The organism is Candidatus Phytoplasma oryzae (assembly GCF_003263355.1).
Taxonomy (GTDB): Bacteria; Bacillota_I; Bacilli_A; order Acholeplasmatales; family Acholeplasmataceae; genus Phytoplasma; species Phytoplasma oryzae_B.
In genome coordinates, this window is record NZ_JHUK01000006.1 from 1 (window position 1) to 19027 (window position 19027).

General features: G+C 18.8%; 18 protein-coding genes. 14 read left to right on the forward strand and 4 right to left on the reverse strand.

The features are described from left to right. The first annotated feature begins 40 nt into the window (after nt 1–40). The 3 genes from DH96_RS01900 (at nt 41) to DH96_RS01915 (ending at nt 3484) form a co-directional block, all read left to right on the forward strand. Nucleotides 41–817 carry a S26 family signal peptidase gene (locus tag DH96_RS01900; RefSeq protein WP_066540804.1) on the forward strand — a complete coding sequence of 259 codons (777 nt, stop codon included), beginning with the start codon at nt 41–43 and terminating at the stop codon, nt 815–817. Between the two features lie 900 nt (nt 818–1717). Further along, a complete protein-coding gene (locus tag DH96_RS01910; RefSeq protein WP_111961372.1) occupies nt 1718–2707 on the forward strand; it encodes a lipoate--protein ligase in 990 nt (329 codons plus the stop codon). 114 nt (nt 2708–2821) lie between these two features. Further along, nucleotides 2822–3484, forward strand: coding sequence for a hypothetical protein (locus DH96_RS01915; protein ID WP_111961373.1), 663 nt, complete (start codon nt 2822–2824; stop codon nt 3482–3484). 14 nt (nt 3485–3498) lie between these two features. Here DH96_RS01915 and recU read toward each other — a convergent pair whose 3' ends face one another. Beyond that, on the reverse strand, nt 3499–4104 hold the full coding sequence (recU, locus tag DH96_RS01920) for a Holliday junction resolvase RecU (RefSeq protein ID WP_066540720.1): 606 nt from the start codon (nt 4102–4104) through the stop codon (nt 3499–3501). A gap of 170 nt (nt 4105–4274) precedes the next feature. Here recU and DH96_RS01925 point away from each other — a divergent pair, with 170 nt between their 5' ends. The 10 genes from DH96_RS01925 (at nt 4275) to DH96_RS01975 (ending at nt 15966) form a co-directional block, all read left to right on the forward strand. Continuing rightward, nucleotides 4275–5954 carry a ribonuclease J gene (locus DH96_RS01925; RefSeq protein ID WP_066540722.1) on the forward strand — a complete coding sequence of 560 codons (1680 nt, stop codon included), beginning with the start codon at nt 4275–4277 and terminating at the stop codon, nt 5952–5954. Between the two features lie 83 nt (nt 5955–6037). Beyond that, on the forward strand, nt 6038–7747 hold the full coding sequence (locus DH96_RS01930; protein ID WP_066540724.1) for a ribonuclease J: 1710 nt from the start codon (nt 6038–6040) through the stop codon (nt 7745–7747). Nucleotides 7748–8014: 267 nt separating this feature from the next. Further along, a complete protein-coding gene (locus DH96_RS01935; RefSeq protein ID WP_083515919.1) occupies nt 8015–8374 on the forward strand; it encodes a hypothetical protein in 360 nt (119 codons plus the stop codon). Nucleotides 8375–8458: 84 nt separating this feature from the next. Further along, nucleotides 8459–9280 carry a DNA-formamidopyrimidine glycosylase gene (gene mutM / locus DH96_RS01940; protein WP_066540726.1) on the forward strand — a complete coding sequence of 274 codons (822 nt, stop codon included), beginning with the start codon at nt 8459–8461 and terminating at the stop codon, nt 9278–9280. A gap of 18 nt (nt 9281–9298) precedes the next feature. Next, nucleotides 9299–10528, forward strand: a complete 1230-nt coding sequence (locus DH96_RS01945) for a replication initiation and membrane attachment family protein (RefSeq protein ID WP_066540729.1) — start codon at nt 9299–9301, stop codon at nt 10526–10528. Nucleotides 10529–10540: 12 nt separating this feature from the next. After that, nucleotides 10541–11359 carry an ATP-binding protein gene (locus DH96_RS01950; RefSeq protein ID WP_111961374.1) on the forward strand — a complete coding sequence of 273 codons (819 nt, stop codon included), beginning with the start codon at nt 10541–10543 and terminating at the stop codon, nt 11357–11359. A 211-nt stretch (nt 11360–11570) separates the two neighbouring features. Beyond that, complete coding sequence (locus DH96_RS01955; protein WP_245927106.1) at nt 11571–12578, forward strand: metal ABC transporter solute-binding protein, Zn/Mn family; 1008 nt, start codon at nt 11571–11573, stop codon at nt 12576–12578. Nucleotides 12579–12610: 32 nt separating this feature from the next. Further along, a complete protein-coding gene (locus DH96_RS01960) occupies nt 12611–13345 on the forward strand; it encodes a metal ABC transporter ATP-binding protein (RefSeq protein WP_111961376.1) in 735 nt (244 codons plus the stop codon). A 27-nt stretch (nt 13346–13372) separates the two neighbouring features. After that, nucleotides 13373–14413 (forward strand): metal ABC transporter permease, encoded by a 1041-nt coding sequence (locus DH96_RS01965; RefSeq protein WP_111961377.1) that lies wholly within the window; start codon nt 13373–13375, stop codon nt 14411–14413. A gap of 884 nt (nt 14414–15297) precedes the next feature. After that, nucleotides 15298–15966 (forward strand): OTU domain-containing protein, encoded by a 669-nt coding sequence (locus tag DH96_RS01975; protein ID WP_111961379.1) that lies wholly within the window; start codon nt 15298–15300, stop codon nt 15964–15966. Nucleotides 15967–16391: 425 nt separating this feature from the next. Here DH96_RS01975 and DH96_RS01980 read toward each other — a convergent pair whose 3' ends face one another. The 3 genes from DH96_RS01980 to DH96_RS01985 all read right to left on the reverse strand — a co-directional run bounded on the left by DH96_RS01980 (nt 16392) and on the right by DH96_RS01985 (nt 17320). Next, nucleotides 16392–16580 (reverse strand): hypothetical protein, encoded by a 189-nt coding sequence (locus DH96_RS01980; RefSeq protein WP_111961380.1) that lies wholly within the window; start codon nt 16578–16580, stop codon nt 16392–16394. Between the two features lie 196 nt (nt 16581–16776). Continuing rightward, a complete protein-coding gene (locus DH96_RS02190; RefSeq protein ID WP_181451614.1) occupies nt 16777–17070 on the reverse strand; it encodes a hypothetical protein in 294 nt (97 codons plus the stop codon). A 58-nt stretch (nt 17071–17128) separates the two neighbouring features. Further along, nucleotides 17129–17320: a hypothetical protein gene (locus tag DH96_RS01985; protein WP_066540795.1), complete on the reverse strand. Its 192-nt coding sequence runs from the start codon at nt 17318–17320 to the stop codon at nt 17129–17131. 667 nt (nt 17321–17987) lie between these two features. On the opposite strand from DH96_RS01985, the gene DH96_RS01990 reads away from it, so the two are divergent. After that, nucleotides 17988–19027 (forward strand): metal ABC transporter permease (locus DH96_RS01990; protein WP_111961381.1); only part of this gene is annotated, 1040 nt, incomplete at its 3' end.

Sequence of the window (19027 nt, forward strand, 5' to 3'; positions counted from 1 at the left end):
AAATTTTATAAAAAAAATTATAGAAAGTTAAATCAAACTTATGAAATCAATCAAATATTATTTTTTTCAAATATTTATAATTTTAGTTTATTTTTTAGCTTCTTTTATAATATTTTCTAGTATTTACAATATACAAGAAAAAAATTACCTTTTCGATTTTTTCCCTTTTAATTGTAAAATTGCTCCTGTCGGCAGTGGAAGTATGGAACCTTATATTAAAACTTCAGATGTTTGTATAATAAAAAAGATTTCTCAAAAAGAATTTAAAAAATTAAAAGTTTCTCAAAGTGAAAATATTAAAGATGGAGATATTATTGTTTTTAAAGCTCCGCATAATCCTTTTGATAATCCTAAAGAACCCATTATTCACAGAGTAGTTTTTAAAAATACGCAAAAAGGTTATGTAAACACTCAAGGAGATAATAATAAAGAAATATATCATTTTGATAAAGAAATTTATTATCAAAATGTCGTTGGTAAAAATATTTTTCATTTTAATCGTTATACTTTCTTTTCTTTAATTTCAATTTTACATTTTTTAATTTTAAATCATACAAAAATATTAATAAAATTAAAAAGAAAAAAAAATTTTTTATATTATAAAATTTTAATTTTTTTAAATAGTATTTTTAATTTTGTCTTTTTTAGTTATATTATTCGGACTTATATTCAAATTATTAACTATATACCTTGTTCGCAAAAAATAATAAGCAAACTAAGATTTTATGCAGATTCTGTGATTATAATTTTATCATATTTATATTTTTATGTAGCAACTTATTTAAAAATAAAAAAAAATAAAATCAAAAAAAATTAAACTATTATTGTTTTTTTAAAAAAATAAAAAAAATATTTACTATTTTTTTAATTCATATTCTAAATAATCAAAATATAAAAAAACATATTCTTGTGATGTGAATATTTTAGTACCACAAAATTTTTTAATATCGTCATGATTTTTAGTTTTTTTTCAAAAAAAGATAATTTTATTTTCATTTCATCAATATTATTTATTTTTTATTATTTATATTTAAATAAATCTAACTAATTTTCAGATAAAGAAAAATCTTTATAATAATCATTTTGAACTTTATAAAATTTTTTATATTCTTTTTAAAAAAGACTAAATGTATCTTTATTTATTAATATTAAACCTAATAATTTTATATTTTCTATCGTTTTATATCTAGATAATAAACATTTTTTATTATTATGCTTTATCGCCAGAACAATATTGAACTTTAATAAAAATAAAAACAAAAAAATTACATATACAAAAGAGGATTTAAAAATATTTTTACTTAAAAAATATCTTTTTTTAATATTTAAAATCATTAATGAAAAATACCCTAATTGATTATTTTGATATAAAAAAAATAATTATAATAATTCCATTCCATAAAGATTAATTTTTATCATAAAATGTTTTCTTTCGATTTATAATAATATCCAAAATAAAGAAGATTATTTACAAAAAAAATGAAATTAAATTAAATTATTAATTAGATTAAACATTTTTATTAAGAAAATATCTTTTATTTTTTTATTCTATTTTCATATAAAATAACCTTTATTATTTAGATTTTATGTTTTTCATGTTATTATATTTACAGGTAAGTGATAATAAATTGATTTTATTATTTTCTATTAATTTATTTTTAAAAAATTAAATCATATTAAAATAAATAAAAAAGAAAGAAAATTACAAAAAAATCTTATGATTTTAGTTAAATATCTTAGAAAAGAAGATCTAAAACCTTATTTTTATTTTGCTTTAGAAGAATATATTTTAAATAATTTATTAAAAAAAAATGAAGTTTTTTTCTTTTTATGGATAATAAAAGGAATTGTAATTGGCAAAAACCAAGTTATCGAAAATGAAATTAATCTTGAATTTATAAAAAAAAATAAAATTAGTATTTTTAGACGTCCTACAGGGGGAGGTTGTGTTTTTAATGATACTAAAACACCTCTTTTCAGTATAATTACTAAAAAAAATGTAGGTTTTTCTTTTAAACAATATTTATCTAAAATTATTAATTCTTTTCAAAAATTAGGTATTAATTTATATTTTAGTGGCAGAAATGATATTTTATTAGATAACAAAAAAGTTTCCGGTAGTTCTTTTATGGAAAATAAAAATGGACTAATTATTCATGGTACTTTACTGTATGATTGTGATATCGAAACAATGGTTCGTTGTATTACAGTTAATGATGAAAAATTAATTTCTAAAGGTATTAAAAGTGTTTCAGCCAGAGTGACTAATTTAAAAAAATATTTAAAAAATATGAACCAAAAAGAATTAATGATTTATTTAGAAAATAGTTTAACTGATCAAACTTATATTTTAAATACAGATGAAATAAAAAAAATAGAGAAAATGTCTGAAAAATATTCATCTTTAGAATGGTTATATCATGGACACCCTCCATATTCAAAAATTTTAAAAAAACGTTTTGAATGGGGTAATATAGAAATTTTGTTATATTTAAAACAAGGGAAAATAGAAAAAATAATTTTAACAGGTGATTTTTTTCACAATTCAGATCAAAGTTTGTCTTTTTTTTTGGATAAATTTAAAAATATTTTTTATAATAAAGAAAATATAAAAAAAATTGCAGAAAATATCAATATTAATGATTATATTTTGAATGCTGAAAATAAAGATTTTTTTAGTTTATTAGAAGAAGGCGTTCTTTATTAATCCTTTTATGTTATTAAATGAAATAAAAGTAATATAGAAATAATGTAGAATTTATGGTAATATTTAAAAAATAAATTTTTAATATTTTAATAAAAGAAAGGTTTTGAAAAAAGAATGAAAAATTTTTTATTAAAAAAAATAGTATTTATTTCACTTCTTTTATCAACATCTTTTATTATAGAATTTATTTTTAATAAATTTATTTTGAATGTTGATTGTTGTTATTCCTTTATTAAATTAGAATTATTACCTCTTATTTTAATAGGTTTTTTATTTGGTTTTAAATTTAGTTTTTTTTCAAATTTACTATATATTTTAATTCATGTAATAATAGAATTTTCTATTAGTGCCCAAAAACATGGATTATTTTTTGATGCTAAAAATAATTATAAATTTTTAATAGGTATTTTAATGTTTATTTTTATTTTACCTTATTTAGCGTGTTCTATTTCAGGTTTATCTCTAAATTTAGAAAAAAAATATTTTATTCAAAAAAAAAATTTTATTCTCATTTTCATTATTATTTCGATAATTCAAATTATTTCTTATTTCTTATTTTATTTATTTTTTTATAATAACTTATCATCAAATTTTTATAATTTTATAAATAATTTTTATAATTTTTTCCATATAAAACAAAATTATTATAATCCTATTATTTTATTTTTAATTTATTATTTAATTTCTATCTCTTTAACTAATATTATTATTGGTTTTATATTGTACTACTTTTTAAAATATATTTATCAAGAAAATAAAGATTTTTTAATTAAATAATTTTCCTTATTTTTTTATTTAATAAATTTATCTACTATTTTTAAATAATCAATTCTTGGATAATAACCAAAAGGTATTTGAAACATTTTTGTTTCAAAAATTTTATAATTAATACTTTTAAAATTAGAATTTTTTAAATAAAAATTTAAAAAATTAATAGGAAGATAAAAATATTTGTTTTTAGTTTTAAAATTAATAATAAAAAAAGATATACCGTTTAACTGATGAATTTTCTGTAAATTTGATATTTGATGCAAAGGAATATTTTTTAAAGGGAAATTGGTTTTATGACTGGTTTCTTTTACATCAAAAGATAAAAATCTTCCTTTATATAAACCATGATAATCAGGAAGTGAATGTGAATTAAAATAAGCTTGAATTATCTTTGCTTTTTGTCTTTTAGAATATTCGACTTTTGTTATTTTAATAGGAATTTCATTTTTATAGATTAAAGCTATGTTTTTTTCTTTATAAAAAATATTTGTTAAATTAATATCTTTTTCTAAATTAAGTCCTAAATTTTTTTTATTATAATTTTTTTTTTTTTGAAAATGTAAATTTATTAATTGATTATTTTTTTGATTTACATTAATTAAAGGTTTTTTAAAAGGATATTTCATATAATAAAACAACTTTCTTTTTTTATTTATCTTTATCAAATAAATTTTATTAATATTTTATATTTTTTATACAAAAAAATTTAAATAAATATAATATATTTAATTATAAAATATACAAAATAATTTTAGTATTTTTTGAAAAAAGAATAACTTATAGAGGTTAATTATAAATGCAACAAGAAATTAGTTTCTCAGCTTTAGGTGGTATAGGAGAAAATGGTAAAAATTTATATTTATTAAAGATTAAATCTTCTTATTTTATTTTAGATGGTGGTTTAAAATATCCTGATATTTTAACTCATGGAATAGATTCTATTATTCCTGAATATACAAAATTAGATTCTATTAAAGATCAAATTAAAGCTATTTTTGTTACTTCTGCTTTCGAAACGCATTCAGGATCTTTAACTTACTTAATCAAATATATTAATGTTCCTATTTATGCTTCAGATTTTGTTACAGATTTTTTAAAAACTAGTTTCAAACAAAATGATATTAATATTCAAAATATATCATTTCATATTATTAATGAAAATTCTAAAGTGGAATTTGAAGATACTACTGTATTTTTTTTTAACATAGCTCATTTTTTGCCTGAAACTATGGGAATAGCATTCGAAACTTATCAAGGTTTTATTGTTTATATTAGTGAAATGCATTTTTTACAATCCAAAAATAATAATTTTCAAACTAATTTTTATAGCTTAGCTAAATTAGGAGAAAAAAAAGTTTTAGCTTTTATACTTTCTTCTCAAGGAGCTTTTAGTATTCTAAAACAAAAAAAAGAAGAACTTTTAGAATATTATTTTAGTAGCTATTTCGCTAGTATTAAAAATAATATTATTATTTCTTTTTTAATACCTGATTTATTAAAAATACAATTAGCTATTGATTTAGCTGTAGAATTTAATTTAAAATTAGTTATTTTAGGTAGAAAAAGTGAAAAAATTATTGATTTAGCTTTAAAAAAAGGTTATTTAAAAATACCAGAAGGTTTTTTAGTAGATTTAAAAAATTCAAATGATTTTTTAAAATATAAAAATTTAGTTGTAATTGTTGTAGGAAAAAGGTTTGAACCTTTTTATCGTTTACAAAGAATGTGTAAAAAAACAGATCGTTTAATGAAATTAAATCCTAAAGATAAAATTTTATTATTATCTATAGAAGTATCAGGAATAGATAAAATTAAAAATAAAACATTAGATATTTTAGCTAGAAATGGTTTTATTGTAGATATTTTAGTAGAAGATTTATTAACGGCTTCTTATAATTATGAAGAAAATTTTAAATTAATGTTACATTTATTAAAACCTAAATTTTTATTACCTGTAATTGGTGAATATAGACATCAATATCAAATTAAAAAAATTTCTAAAAATTTTAATTATGAAGAAAAAGATATTTTTATGTTTGAAAATGGTGATCAATGGTGTTGTGATGGACCCAACAAAACTTATATTAAAAAAAAATTTTTCAAAAATTTAGGAGAAATTCTCATAGATGGAACACCTGTTTTAGATGGTAATAATTATATTTTAAAAGATAGAGAACTTTTAGCCAATGATGGAGTTATTATTATAGTTTGTAGTATTAGTTTAAGAAATAGAAAAATTATTAGTAATATTGAATTAATAAGTAAAGGTTTTTTAGATAAAAACAGAATCGAAAATATATTAGATAAACTAAAAGAAACTTTTTCTATAAATATTAATAATGATTTTTTTCATAATGAAAAACAAGTTAAATGGATTGATTTTAAAAATAATTTAAGAGAAAATTTAGCTAAATTTATTTTCAAAGAAACTAAAAAAAGACCTGTTATTATTCCTGTTTTAATTTCAATTTATTAAAAAATTTATTTATTATTGGTTAATAATTTTTTTATTTTGATTTATTTTAGGGTTTTCGATAAAGAAAGGATTAAGAAAAATAGATGAATTATAATATTCTTGAAAAACAAGATTTGGCAAAAAAATATAACATATTTTTTTATGCTTTAGGCGGAATAGGCGAAGTAGGCAAAAACATGTATGTTTTTGAAATTGATCAAAAAATTTTTATAGTTGATTCCGGTATTTCTTTTTCTGGTGATTATTTTTTAGGTGTTAACTATGTTATTCCTAATTATGAATACTTAATAAAAAATGAAAATCGCATTATAGGAATTTTTATTACTCATGGTCATGAAGATCATATTGGAGGAATCCCTTTTTTATTAAAAAGAGTTAATATTCCTAATATATTTGTAACAGGTATTGCGTATGATTTGATAGAATCTAAATTAATCGAACATAAACTGAACAAATATATCGATATTATGATTAGATATTCTAATGATTCTAAATTAAATTTTGGTAATACAGAAATATCTTTTATAAGAATGAATCATTCTATTCCTGATTCTTATGGAATTGTTTTTAAAAATAAATGTAAAGATCAAACTAATATTCTTTTTTATACCGGAGATTTTAAAATAGATCAAACACCAGCAGGACCTTTAGCTGAATATGATAAAATTTCAGATTTATCTAAAGAAGGTGTTCTTTGTTTATTGTCAGATTCAACAAATGCTCAATATAAAGGAATGATTCAATCTGAAAATACAATTGGTATTACTATTAATCAACTTTTCTATAAAATTAAAGGAAGAATTATTATCGTTACTTTTGCTTCTAATTTTTATCGAATCAAACAAATTATTGAAGCTAGTGTTTTAACTAAAAGAAAAGTTACTGTTTTTGGAAGAAGCATGGAAAAAGCAATAGAAATAGGAATAAAAAATGGTTATTTAAAAATACCCAAAGGCGTAATTGTCAGCGGCAATAATATTGATAAATATTCTGATATTACATTGCTTTGTACAGGTTCACAAGGTGAACCTTTAGCAGCTTTAAGCAGAATGGCTAACGGAATTCATAGACAAATAAAACTTAATCAAAAAGATACAGTTATTTTTTCTTCTTCTCCGATACCAGGAAATCAGGATAGTGTCAATAAAATTTTAGATTTATTATTTAAAATGAATATAAATGTGATTATTAATGGTTTTTTAGTAGAAACGCACACTTCAGGTCATGCTAGTCAAAGTGATTTAAAATTAATACTGAATTTAATTAAACCTAAATTTTTTATTCCTGTTCATGGCGAACATATTATGTTATTAGCTCATAAAAAATTAGCTATGGATTGTGGAATAAAACCTCAAAATATTTTTATTTTAGATAATGGTGATATTATCGGTATGAATCACAGTAATGCAGAAATTATTTGTAAAACTTCTAGTTCTAATATTTATATTGATGATTCTGGCTCAGAAGATTTAGGTAATTTGGTTTTAAAAGAAAGAAGAATTTTAAGCGAAGAAGGATTATTATCTGTTATAATTTCCATAGATTTTAAAAAAAAGAAAATTCTAAATTTTCCTATGATTGTTTCTAGAGGTTTTATTTATATGAAAACTAATAAAACACTCATTAAAGAAATATCTTTAGAAATTAAACAAAAAATACAAAATTATTTATTAAAAAATGAAAAAATAAATAAAAACTGTTTAAAAAAATATTTAATAGATTTCATTAGCTTTAAAATTTTAAATTTAACATTAAGAAAACCTATTATTATTCCTATTATTTTGTCTATTTAATTTTTTTATTTTATTTTTTTAAAATAATTTGATATTTTTTTATATTTGTTTCAGAAAATCAAAAATGTTTAAATATTTTTTTATTCTTAATAATACAATTTTTATAGTATTTTTTTAAATATAAATTAATTATAATAAAATTAAATAAGTTTTTATAATATAAAAATTTATATTTTTTATCATTATTTATCGTTATTTTAAAATTAATTTCAAATATAAAAGTAAATAAATAATTTAGTATAATAATAGAGTGAGGAAAAAAATATAGTGATTAATTTTAAAAATGATATTCAAAATAATTTAATTAATAATATTAATTCGATAACAGAAATAAATGTTAAAATTCATGTTAGATATTTGAAAAAAGAGAATGGTATAGTTAAAAGAGAGTGGTTTTTAAATAATTTATTTTTTATATTTAACAAAAAAAAATATAATTTTAAAGAAATAATTGTTATTTTTAATCATATAGATGAAGAAAATCCTGAATTTTTTTTACAACCTGAACAAATTATTAAAATAATAAAAGGCAAAATAATTAATAAAAATAAACAAAATATTTTATTAATAGATCAATTTCAGCAACTTAGCGAAAAAGAAAGAAATAAAAATATAAATTCTTCTTGATATTATTTTATCAAAATTGTTTTTTTCTAACTTTTTTTTAATAAACGTATTTATTTTTTTAAAAAAATATAAGGAAAAAAAAATATGCCAGAATTACCTGAAGTGGAAGTAACAATTAGATATTTAAGAAAATATTTAATAAATAAAAAAATAATAGATGTAAACGTATTTTATGAACCTATTATCAAAAATGTTAATTTATTTAGAAAAATTTGTTTTCAATTTTTTTTAGATATTAAAAGAAAAGGAAAATTTCTTTTATTTTTTTTAAGTGGTGAAATAGTTTTAATAGGACATTTAAGAATGGAAGGAAAATTTCGCATTCATAATGGTGTTAATCAAAAAATTATGAAAGATGATAAACATGAACATTTTAGAATATTTTTAAATAATAATTTGGTTCTAAGATATTATGATTTCCGTAAATTTGGAAGATTTATAGTTTATAATAAAAAAAATTATTTAATACAAAGTTCTCTAAATAAAATAGCTCCAGATCCTTTTAGTATAACTACTGAATTTTTTTTTAATCATTTAAAAAAAAGCAATATTGCTATTAAGAAAATTTTATTAAATCAAAGAATTATTTCAGGAATTGGTAATATTTATGCTAATGAAATTCTTTTTTTATCTAAAATTCATCCTGAAACTAGGTCTTCTTCACTTAGTTTTGATCAAACTAAATTAATAATCCAAAAAGCCAAAAAAATTTTTAAAGAATCAATTAAATTAGGAGGTTCTTCTATCAGTACTTTCGAAGCAGCCGGCAAAAAAGGTTCTTTCCAAGAAAAACTTTTGGTATATAGAAAAGATAAAACTCAATGTTGTTTTTGTTATAATTTAATTCAGAAAAAAAAAATAGATGGTAGAAGTTCTTATTTTTGTTTGCAATGTCAAAAATTATAAAGGCAGAAAGGTTTTAAAATGGATTTGTCAAATAAAATTAAAATTAAAATCCCCAATATTATTACATTAGAAGATTATAGAGTTTTAACTTTATTATATTTACCTATAATAGGAAATTATTCTTTTATGATTTATCAAACTTTTTATTGGCTAAATCAATACAAAAATAATTTAAATTATGAATATAGTTTAAAATTTTTATTAGATTTTTTGAACATAGATATTAATTTATTTGAGCAAAATAAAAATAAATTAGAAGCTCTTAATTTATTGGAAACTTTACAAAATAAACAAGAAATTCAAAAAAAAATTTTTTTAGTTAAATCTCCTTTAACTGCTTTTTCCTTTTTGCAAGATCCTATTTTAAGTCAATTTTTATTAGATACTGTTGGCGAAGATATTTATTTTTTTTTAGAAAGAACATTTTTGTATGAAAATCAAATAGATTCAAAAAAATATCAAAATATTAGTAAAAAATTTGAAAATATTTTTAATTTTAAAAAAATAAACATAAAAAAAGAGATTCAAATTTATCAAAATAAAAAACATAATTCAAATAATAATAAATTTTATGATAATTTTGATTTTGATGTTTTTATAGCTAATTTACCCGAACGTTTTCAAAAACCTTTTTTATTTGAACATCATAATATCAATTATTTAACAAAATTAAGTTTTGTTTATGGTTTAACTCCAGAAAAAATGAGTTCATTATATCAAAAAACTTTTCGTCAAAATTATGAAAACGAAATAGATTTAAATCAATTGAGAATTGTTTTAAAAAGAAAATATTTTCAAAAAGATTATCAAATAAAAATAGTTAGTCATAATAATTCTCAAGATGAAGAAAATAAAATGATTATTTATTTACAAAAAACAGATCCTTATAGAATTATTAGAAATTTTTCTAAAAATAAATATTTTGCTTTAAATTTACAAGATATTGTATTTAAGTTAATAGAACAAAATAATGATATTGAAAAAGGAATTATTAATTCTTTAATTATGTATGTTTGTAAAATTAAATCTCAGGAAGATACTACTTTTCTTTCTTATAATTATTTTCAAACCATTTTAAATTCATGGTTAAATCAAGGTATTGTTTCAACTGAATTAGCTTATAATTTTTTAATAGAAAAAAATCCAAAAAAATTTAAATCAAATAAAAATAATAATAATAAAATAAGACCTAAATGGCTAGAAGATATGAAAAAAGAATCTAATTTAAATTCCAAAACAAAATCATAAAGAGGTTATAAAATGTTTCCTAATAAACAATTTTTAGAAAAAATAAGATCAGTTATTTTAAAAAATAATGAAACTAAAAATTTAAAAATTGAAGATAAAGACCTTATTACTGTATATAATTATTTAAAAAACAAAGATCAATTAACTTCTTCTGGTTATCGTATGGTTTTAAAAACAAAACCTTATGTACATGTAGTTTTTCAAGAAACATCTAAAGTTCAAAAAATTCATTTTGAAAACGATTTACAAAAAACTAATTTTTTATTTAATCATCAAATAAAGTTAGATGATATTAAATTAAAGAAATTAATGATAAAAAATTTATATCAAAAAGAAGTTATAAATAAAATAAAATCTTATACACTCAATTTTAATAAAGTTCAAAAAGGATTTTATTTGCACGGTCCCTTTAACACAGGAAAAACTTTTCTTCTTAAAATATTGGCAAAAAACTTAATTAAAAAAAAAATAGCTCTTATATTTCTTTTTATGCCAGATTTAGTGAGACAATTCAAAACTTGGTATAATGATTCTATAGAGAATAAATTAAATTGTTTAAAAAAAATACCTTTTTTAATTTTAGATGATTTAGGATTAGAAAATATGAATGATTTTTTTAGAGATGATATTTTCTTACCTCTATTATATTATCGTTATGAAAATAAATTACCTACTTTTTTTAGTAGCAATTTAGATTTAATTCAATTAGAACAATATTTTTCTTCTCAAAAAGATTGTAATAGTGAAATTAAAGCTAATAAAATTATAAATTTAGTTAAATCATTAACTTATATTTTTTCTTTTGATAAAGAAAAAAATAATCAAGATTAATATTAATTTTTTAGTTTAATTATCATTTTTTTCAAAAAATTAATAAAAATAATAGTAAAATGATTTTTATTAATTTTATAAATAATTTAAAATAGAATAATTTTTGTAAAAAATGTTAAAATAATATCGGAATGACTTAAATTTTATGAATTGGTTATTAAAAAAATTTTTTTACTCATTAAAATACATTTGGTTTTTTTTAATAATGATAATGAATATTTTCATATTTTATATTTTATTTCGTGCTTATTATGACTCAGATATTGAAAAAAATAAAAATAATGACAAACAAATTGTTGCTACTACAAATATATTAAACGATTTAGTTAAACACTTAATTGGTGATGTTGATTTTAATGAATCAAAATATCAAAAAATAGAAAAAATACAAACTGTCTCTTTAATGGGATATGGAGTAGATCCTCATAATTATAAAACTAAATTATCTGATCGTAAAAAAATAAAAAATGCTGATTTAGTTATTGTTAATGGTTTGCATTTAGAAGCTAAAATGAATGATTCTTTAAAGTTATTATCTTCCGAAAGTAATCATCAAAAATTTATTTCAGCCACATCTGAAATAGATAAACAAGACATTAGGACAGATGAAGAATCATTACAAGAAGATCCTCATATTTGGTTTAGTATAAATTTATGGCAAAAAGTTTTAAAAAAAATAAGAAATAGTTTAATTCAAATAGTTCCAGAAAAAGATAAAATTAAAATTGAAAATAATTTTATAGTATATAATGATGAGTTAGAACAATTAAATAAATATCTACAAATAAAAATTCAAGAACTGAATAAAAAATGCAATGTTTTGATGTTAGTGACTGCTCATGATGCTTTTAGTTATTTAGCTTATAAAAATAATGTTCAATTTGAATTACGTTCTATACAGGGTATTTCAACACAAACAGAAGCTAGTATTTCGGATATCGATATTCTTGCTAAAGAAATAGCTGAAAAAAAAGTAAAAGCAATTTTTTCTGAATCATCTTTATCACATAAATCATTAAATAGTTTGCAAGAAGCAGTTTCAAATAAAGGTCATTATATTAAAATAAGCCAAGAAGAATTATTTTCTGATTCTTTAGGAATAGATAATGGTACTTTTGAATCTTTCCATCATGATCCTTATCAAAAAAAATATAAACTTTCAAGTTATATTGGAATGTTTTTACATAATATTCACATTATAGAAAAAGAATTATCATAATTTATATATATAAAATTGTAAAGAAAAGAAAAATGAATAATAAAATTGCTATTCAAATTAAAGATTTAACAGTGACTTATAATATAAAACCAGTTTTATGGGATATTGACATTGATTTTTTTCAAAGTTCTTTAACAGCTATTGTTGGTCCTAATGGCGCAGGTAAATCAACTTTAATTAAAACTATGGTCGAATTAGTACCTAAAATTTCAGGTGATATATCTTTTTATAATCAAAAATATAAGCAAATTAGAAAAAAAATATCTTACGTTCCTCAAAGAAATTCGGTAGATTGGGATTTTCCTATAACAGTTTTTGATGTTGTTTTAATGGGAAGATATGGCCATTTAGGTTGGTTTAAAAGACCAAAACAAGAAGATAAAAAAATAGCTTTACAAGCTTTAAAAAAAGTAGATATGTTGCCTTTTATAAAAAGGCAAATTTCAGAACTTTCTGGTGGTCAACAACAAAGAATCTTTTTAGCTAGATCTTTAGCACAACAAGGAGAAATTTACTTAATGGATGAACCTTTTCAAGGAGTAGACGTCCAAACAGAAAAAAAAATTATTTCTGTACTTAAAAATTTACAAAAACAAAATAAAACTATCATTGTAGTGCATCATGATTTATCTACTGTCAAAAAATATTTCAATTATATAGTTTTATTAAATATTCAAAAAATAGCAAGTGGTCCTATTCATCATGTATTCAATGAAAAAAATATAAAAAAAACTTATTCTAATCAAATATTAACTAAAAATAAATAATAAGAAAGAGAATATTTGAAAAAAATAATGAATTTATTTAATTATACTTTTTTAAAAGTATTGATAGGAATTTACTTTTTAGGATGTAGCGCAAGTCTTTTAGGAGTTTTTATCATTTTAAAGAAACAATCTTTAGTTGGTGATGCTATATCACATACTGTTTTGCCTGGTATAGCTTTAATTTATATTTGGGTACAAAGAACAAGTGAATGGGTTTTATGGTTAGGTGCTTTCATAGGTGCTTTTGTTTCTTTATTTTTGATGGATATTATAAAAAAATATTCTAAAATTAAATCTGATACCATTTTATCATTGATTCTTTCTTCTTTTTTTGGTTTAGGTAATATCTTAATCTGTTACATTCAAAATAATATTATGGATAATAAAATTGCTGTTTTAGAAAAATTTATTTTAGGACAAATAGCTTTAATTTCTTTTTATAATGTGGTTTATATTGGTATTATTACATTAATAATTTTAGTTTCTGTTTTTCTTTTATGGAAGGAATTTAAAATTTTTATTTTTGATGAATCATTTGCAAAAAGTGCAGGTTTTAATACTAACATTATTAGTTTTATTCTTAATGTTCTTTTAATTGGTATTGTTGTAAGTAGTTTAAAATTAATTGGTATTATTTTAACAAGTGCTTTTTTAATTATTCCAGGTGTTATCGGTAGACAATTTAGTGATCATTTAAATATTAATATTTTTATATCTATTATAATTTCTTTAATAACAGGTTTTATAGGATCTTTTGTTAGTAATAAAATAAAAAATATGCCTACAGGCCCTATTATGATAGTAATTATGTTTGTTTTTCTTATCTTTTCTATTATGATATCTCCTAAACACGGTATTATTAAAAATTATTTAAAAAGAAAAAAATATCAAAAAAAAATTGTGAAATTTCAAACATTAATTCATTTTTATTATCAAAATCAATATATTAATATTCAAAAAAAAGATCAATTTTTATTTGATCAAAAATATCTTTTAAATATAGAAAACAAAATAATTATGACTAAAAAAGGTATAATAACTGTAGAAGATATAATTAATAATGAATAATTAATAATAAAGCAAATAAAAAATATTTTGTTAAAATTAATTTATTAAAAAAAATAAAAATTTTTTATTTATTTTTACTTTTTTTAATAAAGAAGCTTTTTAATATGTTTTAAAAAACTTCTTTATTATATAAAAAAATAATAAAAATTAAATTAATTAATATAAAAAAATAAAAACTAAGTTTAACAAAAAAAATCATAAATTACTACCATAAACACTAATAAAGAATATAAAAGAACATGGGTGAAAATAAACTGTTTTATTATCAAAATTTATAATTTTATCTTTAAATTTATGTTTCTTATAACCTTTAACAAAGATATAATACATTGAAATGAAACAATTTATAATTAAACTTATAAAACTTAATAATATTAACATTATTCTTATAAATAAAATTATTTTACTCAAACTTAATATTCTCCTTTTCAATAAATATTCTATATATTAATATTAAAAAAAGAGAAATTATCAATAAAATAAATATTATTTTTTACTATTACTGTAATTCAAAAGAAAATGAAATAGTTAAAATAATCAAAATTATTTTTTAATATTATTACTTAGTTAAACAAAATTTATTTTATGATAAAATTATTCAAGAAAAAAATATTTTGTTTAATTTTTATAGGAAGAAAAAAATAATAATTTCATTTAGTTATTCTTTTTATTAATCTTAAATAAGTTATTTTATTAAAAAAAATTAAAATATTTTTTAAATTGATTTAAATTTATTTTTTAAAAATATTCAAACAAAATCAAAATACTTTTTATTTTAAATTAAAATCAAAATAATTAATTAAAATAAAAAAATGATCGAATTTTAATTAAAAAAAATATTATTTGAATCAATTATAATTTAGCCAAAGGAAGAAATTTTAAAAATGTGTAAAATTAACAAAAAAATTAAAATCAAAAAAATTATATCTTTTAGTCTTTTAACTTGTATATTATTTGCTATTATCCTTTATATAATTTTGAAGAATAAAGAAAAAAAAAATTACGTAAAAAAAGATATTTATAGTAAATATTCTAATAATTTAATTTTAGATAACAAAAGTAAAACAAAAAATTTAATATTTGTGCAAAATTTAGCATATTTAGGTTTAAAACAGTTTAAAGAAGGTTTATTAGATCATAATTGTAAAAAAAAATATCAAAATATCATAAAAGGAGATTCAGACACATTTGAAAAAAATGTTTTAAACGGAACTTTAAACACAGCAAGTACTTCGTTAATGCAAGGTACCATAGATTTTTTATCTAAAAAATTAAATAGAAAAATATATTTAATAATAAATGATGTTCATATGTTATCTTCTATTTATCCTTTAAATAGTGATGATATTCAAAATATTGTTAATATCAAATTATGTAATAAATCATATAATGAGGACAATTATCATTTTTATATTCAAGAAGAAAATGATACTCCTGGAGATGGATATTGTTTTTTTCATTCATTAAGATTCGCGCTTAACCAAGAAATAAATAATTGGGAAAATATAATCAAAGAAGATTTAAATTTTCAATTAAAAGAAATAAATACATAAGTTAAAAAATAATAGTTTATAAAAAATTATTATTATTTAAAATATTTTTAATTTACAAAAAATGAAAATATATAAACAACAAATATCGTGCTTATACTTATCTTTTTCTTTTCTTATTTATACCTATCTATTTTCTTGAATATTTTAAATTTATCTATATTTTTTTATATTTAGATAAAAAATAATCATCATAAAACTATCTAAAGCACAAATAAAAAATCATATTGATTATCCCGAATCAAATAAAAGAATAATTAAAAAGTAAAATTAATTAATAAAACCACTTGTCTAGTAAATAAGTAAAAGAAAAAGAAAGGTTTACAATATCCTTTAAAAATACTTAAAATTAAAATATTTAAACTTAATTTAAAAGAAAAAAGGCTAAATCTAAAATTTTTTTTTATTTTGCATGAAATTCCTTTGATTTATTTAGTATTAAACTTGTCTGTATAAACACTCAAGGTATTTCGTTTGGGATTAAAGTAAAGGCGATATATTTTAGTAGAACCGGTTACTGTTTGGTTATCTGAATCATAAGGTAAACGTGCATCACTAATATAATAATCCTTATCTTCATCTAAAAGATATTGGGGACCTTCATAATCAAACCACATTTCCGGTTGCTTTTTTACATCTCATGAATCCGATATATCGATCTAAAATAGTAATTTAAGCTGCTTTTGAAAAAGTACTAGACCAAAAAACATTTTGATAAACATCTGTACACCATTCTTTAAAAGGTTGTTTCATAAAAGGTAAGATATCTGTTAGTTCTTTTTGAATTTAAAGACGATGTTTTAACAAGATAATCTAGTAACTATTTTGGTCTTTTGTTTCTTTTTTTTGTTCTTTTTCCAACTCTTTTTGATAATATCCTAAGCCATTTAAACCATAAAAAATATATTTTCTAGTTATCATTGATTGACCTTTAGGATCTTGCCATTGTTTCGTAATAAATACTTTTGGTTCAGGAATTGGGATTTGAACAAACTCAGTTTTCATAGAGAACAAATTAATAATAATGATAATCACAACTATGAAAAGGAGTAAAATAAGTATTATCCATTTAAATATTTTTTTAAAATTACTTTTTTTGGGTTGCATTTATTAAAAATTTTTACTCCTTTTGTGCATTCTAAACATTTTTTTCACTATTCTTGTTTTAAGGTAAAAGGTTAAGAAAACCAACTTTTAATGTATTCCGTGTCTTTTTAGTTTTCTTAGCTATATAACTTAGATCTATATCTACTTTTTGACAAATAGTTGATCCTATCCCAGACCATTTTTCAGTTTTTTCTTTTAGTTCGTCTTGTTTTCGCTTATATTCGTTATTTTTATTATTATAATCATTCATTTTTTTTATAAATCTATGTTTTAGTTTTTTTATATTGTACTTTTTCTTTTCTTAAAAGATTGAAAGATGTGATAGGCGGGGCTCAAAACTGGGTTACATTATTCAGTCTGAGTAGTTCACTAAAAAAAGTAATTTATTATAATAATCTGATAATGCGGGAAAAATAAAAAAATTAACATCTGACAAATAATTAGCAAAAAAATATTATTAAACTGGATAAATCAAAATATACAAAATATAATTTATTTAAAATATTTTTTGGATACATAAAAGTTAATATTTTTAAATTAATTTTAGCTTAATTTATATCCTGAATAGTCTAATACAAAATTTTTCAGTGTGTAATACTATACTTACTGAATAAATAAGCTCAATAATAAAGTTATTAAATATAAAATAATAAAAAAAATTATTAACCAAAATAAAAATTTCATTTTAGAAAAAATATTTTTTGTTGTGAAAGATAAAATTCAAAAAAATATTTTTTATGTTATGATATTTTTGAACAATAAAAAAATTTTATTTATAAAATAGAAAGGGTATTTAGTATAAAATTATTTGTTATCAATATAAAAAAATATATTTATATTTGTTAATGATTAAATTTGATTTTTAATTTTTTTATAAATAAAATTATAAAATTAAATGGTAACATCTAAATCATAAAATGGAAGAAATAATAAAAAAAATTATTATTAATTTTGAATTTGATATTTTCATAATATTAATTTTAACTTCTTTAGCTTTATCTAGTTTAGGTATTTTTTTAGTTTTAAAAAAAGTAACTATGATTGTTGATGCTATGAGTCATAGTATCCTTTTAGGAATTGTCTTATCTTTTCTTATAGTGCGAAATTTAGATTCTCCTTTATTAATTTTAGGAGCTACTTTCATGGGTATTTTAACTTCTTATATTATAAATTTATTTAGTCAAAATAAAAGAATATCAGAAGATTCTTCGATTGGAATTGTTTTTACTTTTTTCTTTTCTTTAGCTATTATTATAATAAGTATATCTATTAGAAATATACATATTGATGCAGATGCAGTATTTTTAGGAAATATAGAATTAGCTCATAAAAAACAAATTTTTAAAATATTACCTATTTTACTTATCAATTTATTTTTTATTTGTATTTTTTATAAAGAATTAAAATTTTTTATTTTTGATCCATCTTTATTTTCGATTTTAGGATTTTCTACTACAATAATAAACTATTTACTAATGTTTTTGGTTTCTTTAACAACAGTTGTTTCCTTTGATCTTGTTGGTTCTGTTATGGTTATTTCTAGTATAATTGGACCTTCAGCTACTGCTTTTTTATTAAGCAAAAATTTGTTTAAATGTTTCCTTTTATCTTTATGGATTTCTTTTGTTAATACAAGTATAGGATATTTTTTAGGTATTTTATTTGATTTACCAATTTCTAGTTTAATTGCTTTTTTTAACTTAATTCATTTTTTAATTGTTCTTTGTTTAGAACCGAAAAACGGTTTTATAGCGAAAACTATTAAAAATAATAATCAAAAAAAATATTTTATGTTAATTACTTTATTAATACATTTAGAAAATCACAAAAAACAAAATATTTTAATAAAAGAATTAAACAAAAATTTCAAATGGTCTTTAAATAATCTTGAAAAATGTTTAAACAAAGCTCTCAAAAAAAACTATATTGAGTTTAGAAAAAAATATATTATCTTAAA

Bases quoted from the DNA above. Each gene is read 5' to 3' on its own strand.
- DH96_RS02190 (WP_181451614.1), bottom strand. From the start codon at position 17,070: ATGCAACCCAAAAAAAGTAATTTTAAAAAAATATTTAAATGGATAATA.
- DH96_RS01945 (WP_066540729.1), top strand. From the start codon at position 9,299: ATGGATTTGTCAAATAAAATTAAAATTAAAATCCCCAATATTATTACA.
- DH96_RS01930 (WP_066540724.1), top strand. From the start codon at position 6,038: ATGAATTATAATATTCTTGAAAAACAAGATTTGGCAAAAAAATATAAC.
- DH96_RS01980 (WP_111961380.1), bottom strand. From the start codon at position 16,580: ATGTGGTTTGATTATGAAGGTCCCCAATATCTTTTAGATGAAGATAAG.
- DH96_RS01900 (WP_066540804.1), top strand. From the start codon at position 41: ATGAAATCAATCAAATATTATTTTTTTCAAATATTTATAATTTTAGTT.
- DH96_RS01960 (WP_111961376.1), top strand. From the start codon at position 12,611: ATGAATAATAAAATTGCTATTCAAATTAAAGATTTAACAGTGACTTAT.
- DH96_RS01925 (WP_066540722.1), top strand. From the start codon at position 4,275: ATGCAACAAGAAATTAGTTTCTCAGCTTTAGGTGGTATAGGAGAAAAT.
- recU (WP_066540720.1), bottom strand. From the start codon at position 4,104: ATGAAATATCCTTTTAAAAAACCTTTAATTAATGTAAATCAAAAAAAT.
- DH96_RS01965 (WP_111961377.1), top strand. From the start codon at position 13,373: ATGAATTTATTTAATTATACTTTTTTAAAAGTATTGATAGGAATTTAC.
- DH96_RS01910 (WP_111961372.1), top strand. From the start codon at position 1,718: ATGATTTTAGTTAAATATCTTAGAAAAGAAGATCTAAAACCTTATTTT.
- DH96_RS01955 (WP_245927106.1), top strand. From the start codon at position 11,571: ATGAATATTTTCATATTTTATATTTTATTTCGTGCTTATTATGACTCA.
- mutM (WP_066540726.1), top strand. From the start codon at position 8,459: ATGCCAGAATTACCTGAAGTGGAAGTAACAATTAGATATTTAAGAAAA.
- DH96_RS01985 (WP_066540795.1), bottom strand. From the start codon at position 17,320: ATGAATGATTATAATAATAAAAATAACGAATATAAGCGAAAACAAGAC.
- DH96_RS01975 (WP_111961379.1), top strand. From the start codon at position 15,298: ATGTGTAAAATTAACAAAAAAATTAAAATCAAAAAAATTATATCTTTT.
- DH96_RS01915 (WP_111961373.1), top strand. From the start codon at position 2,822: ATGAAAAATTTTTTATTAAAAAAAATAGTATTTATTTCACTTCTTTTA.
- DH96_RS01950 (WP_111961374.1), top strand. From the start codon at position 10,541: ATGTTTCCTAATAAACAATTTTTAGAAAAAATAAGATCAGTTATTTTA.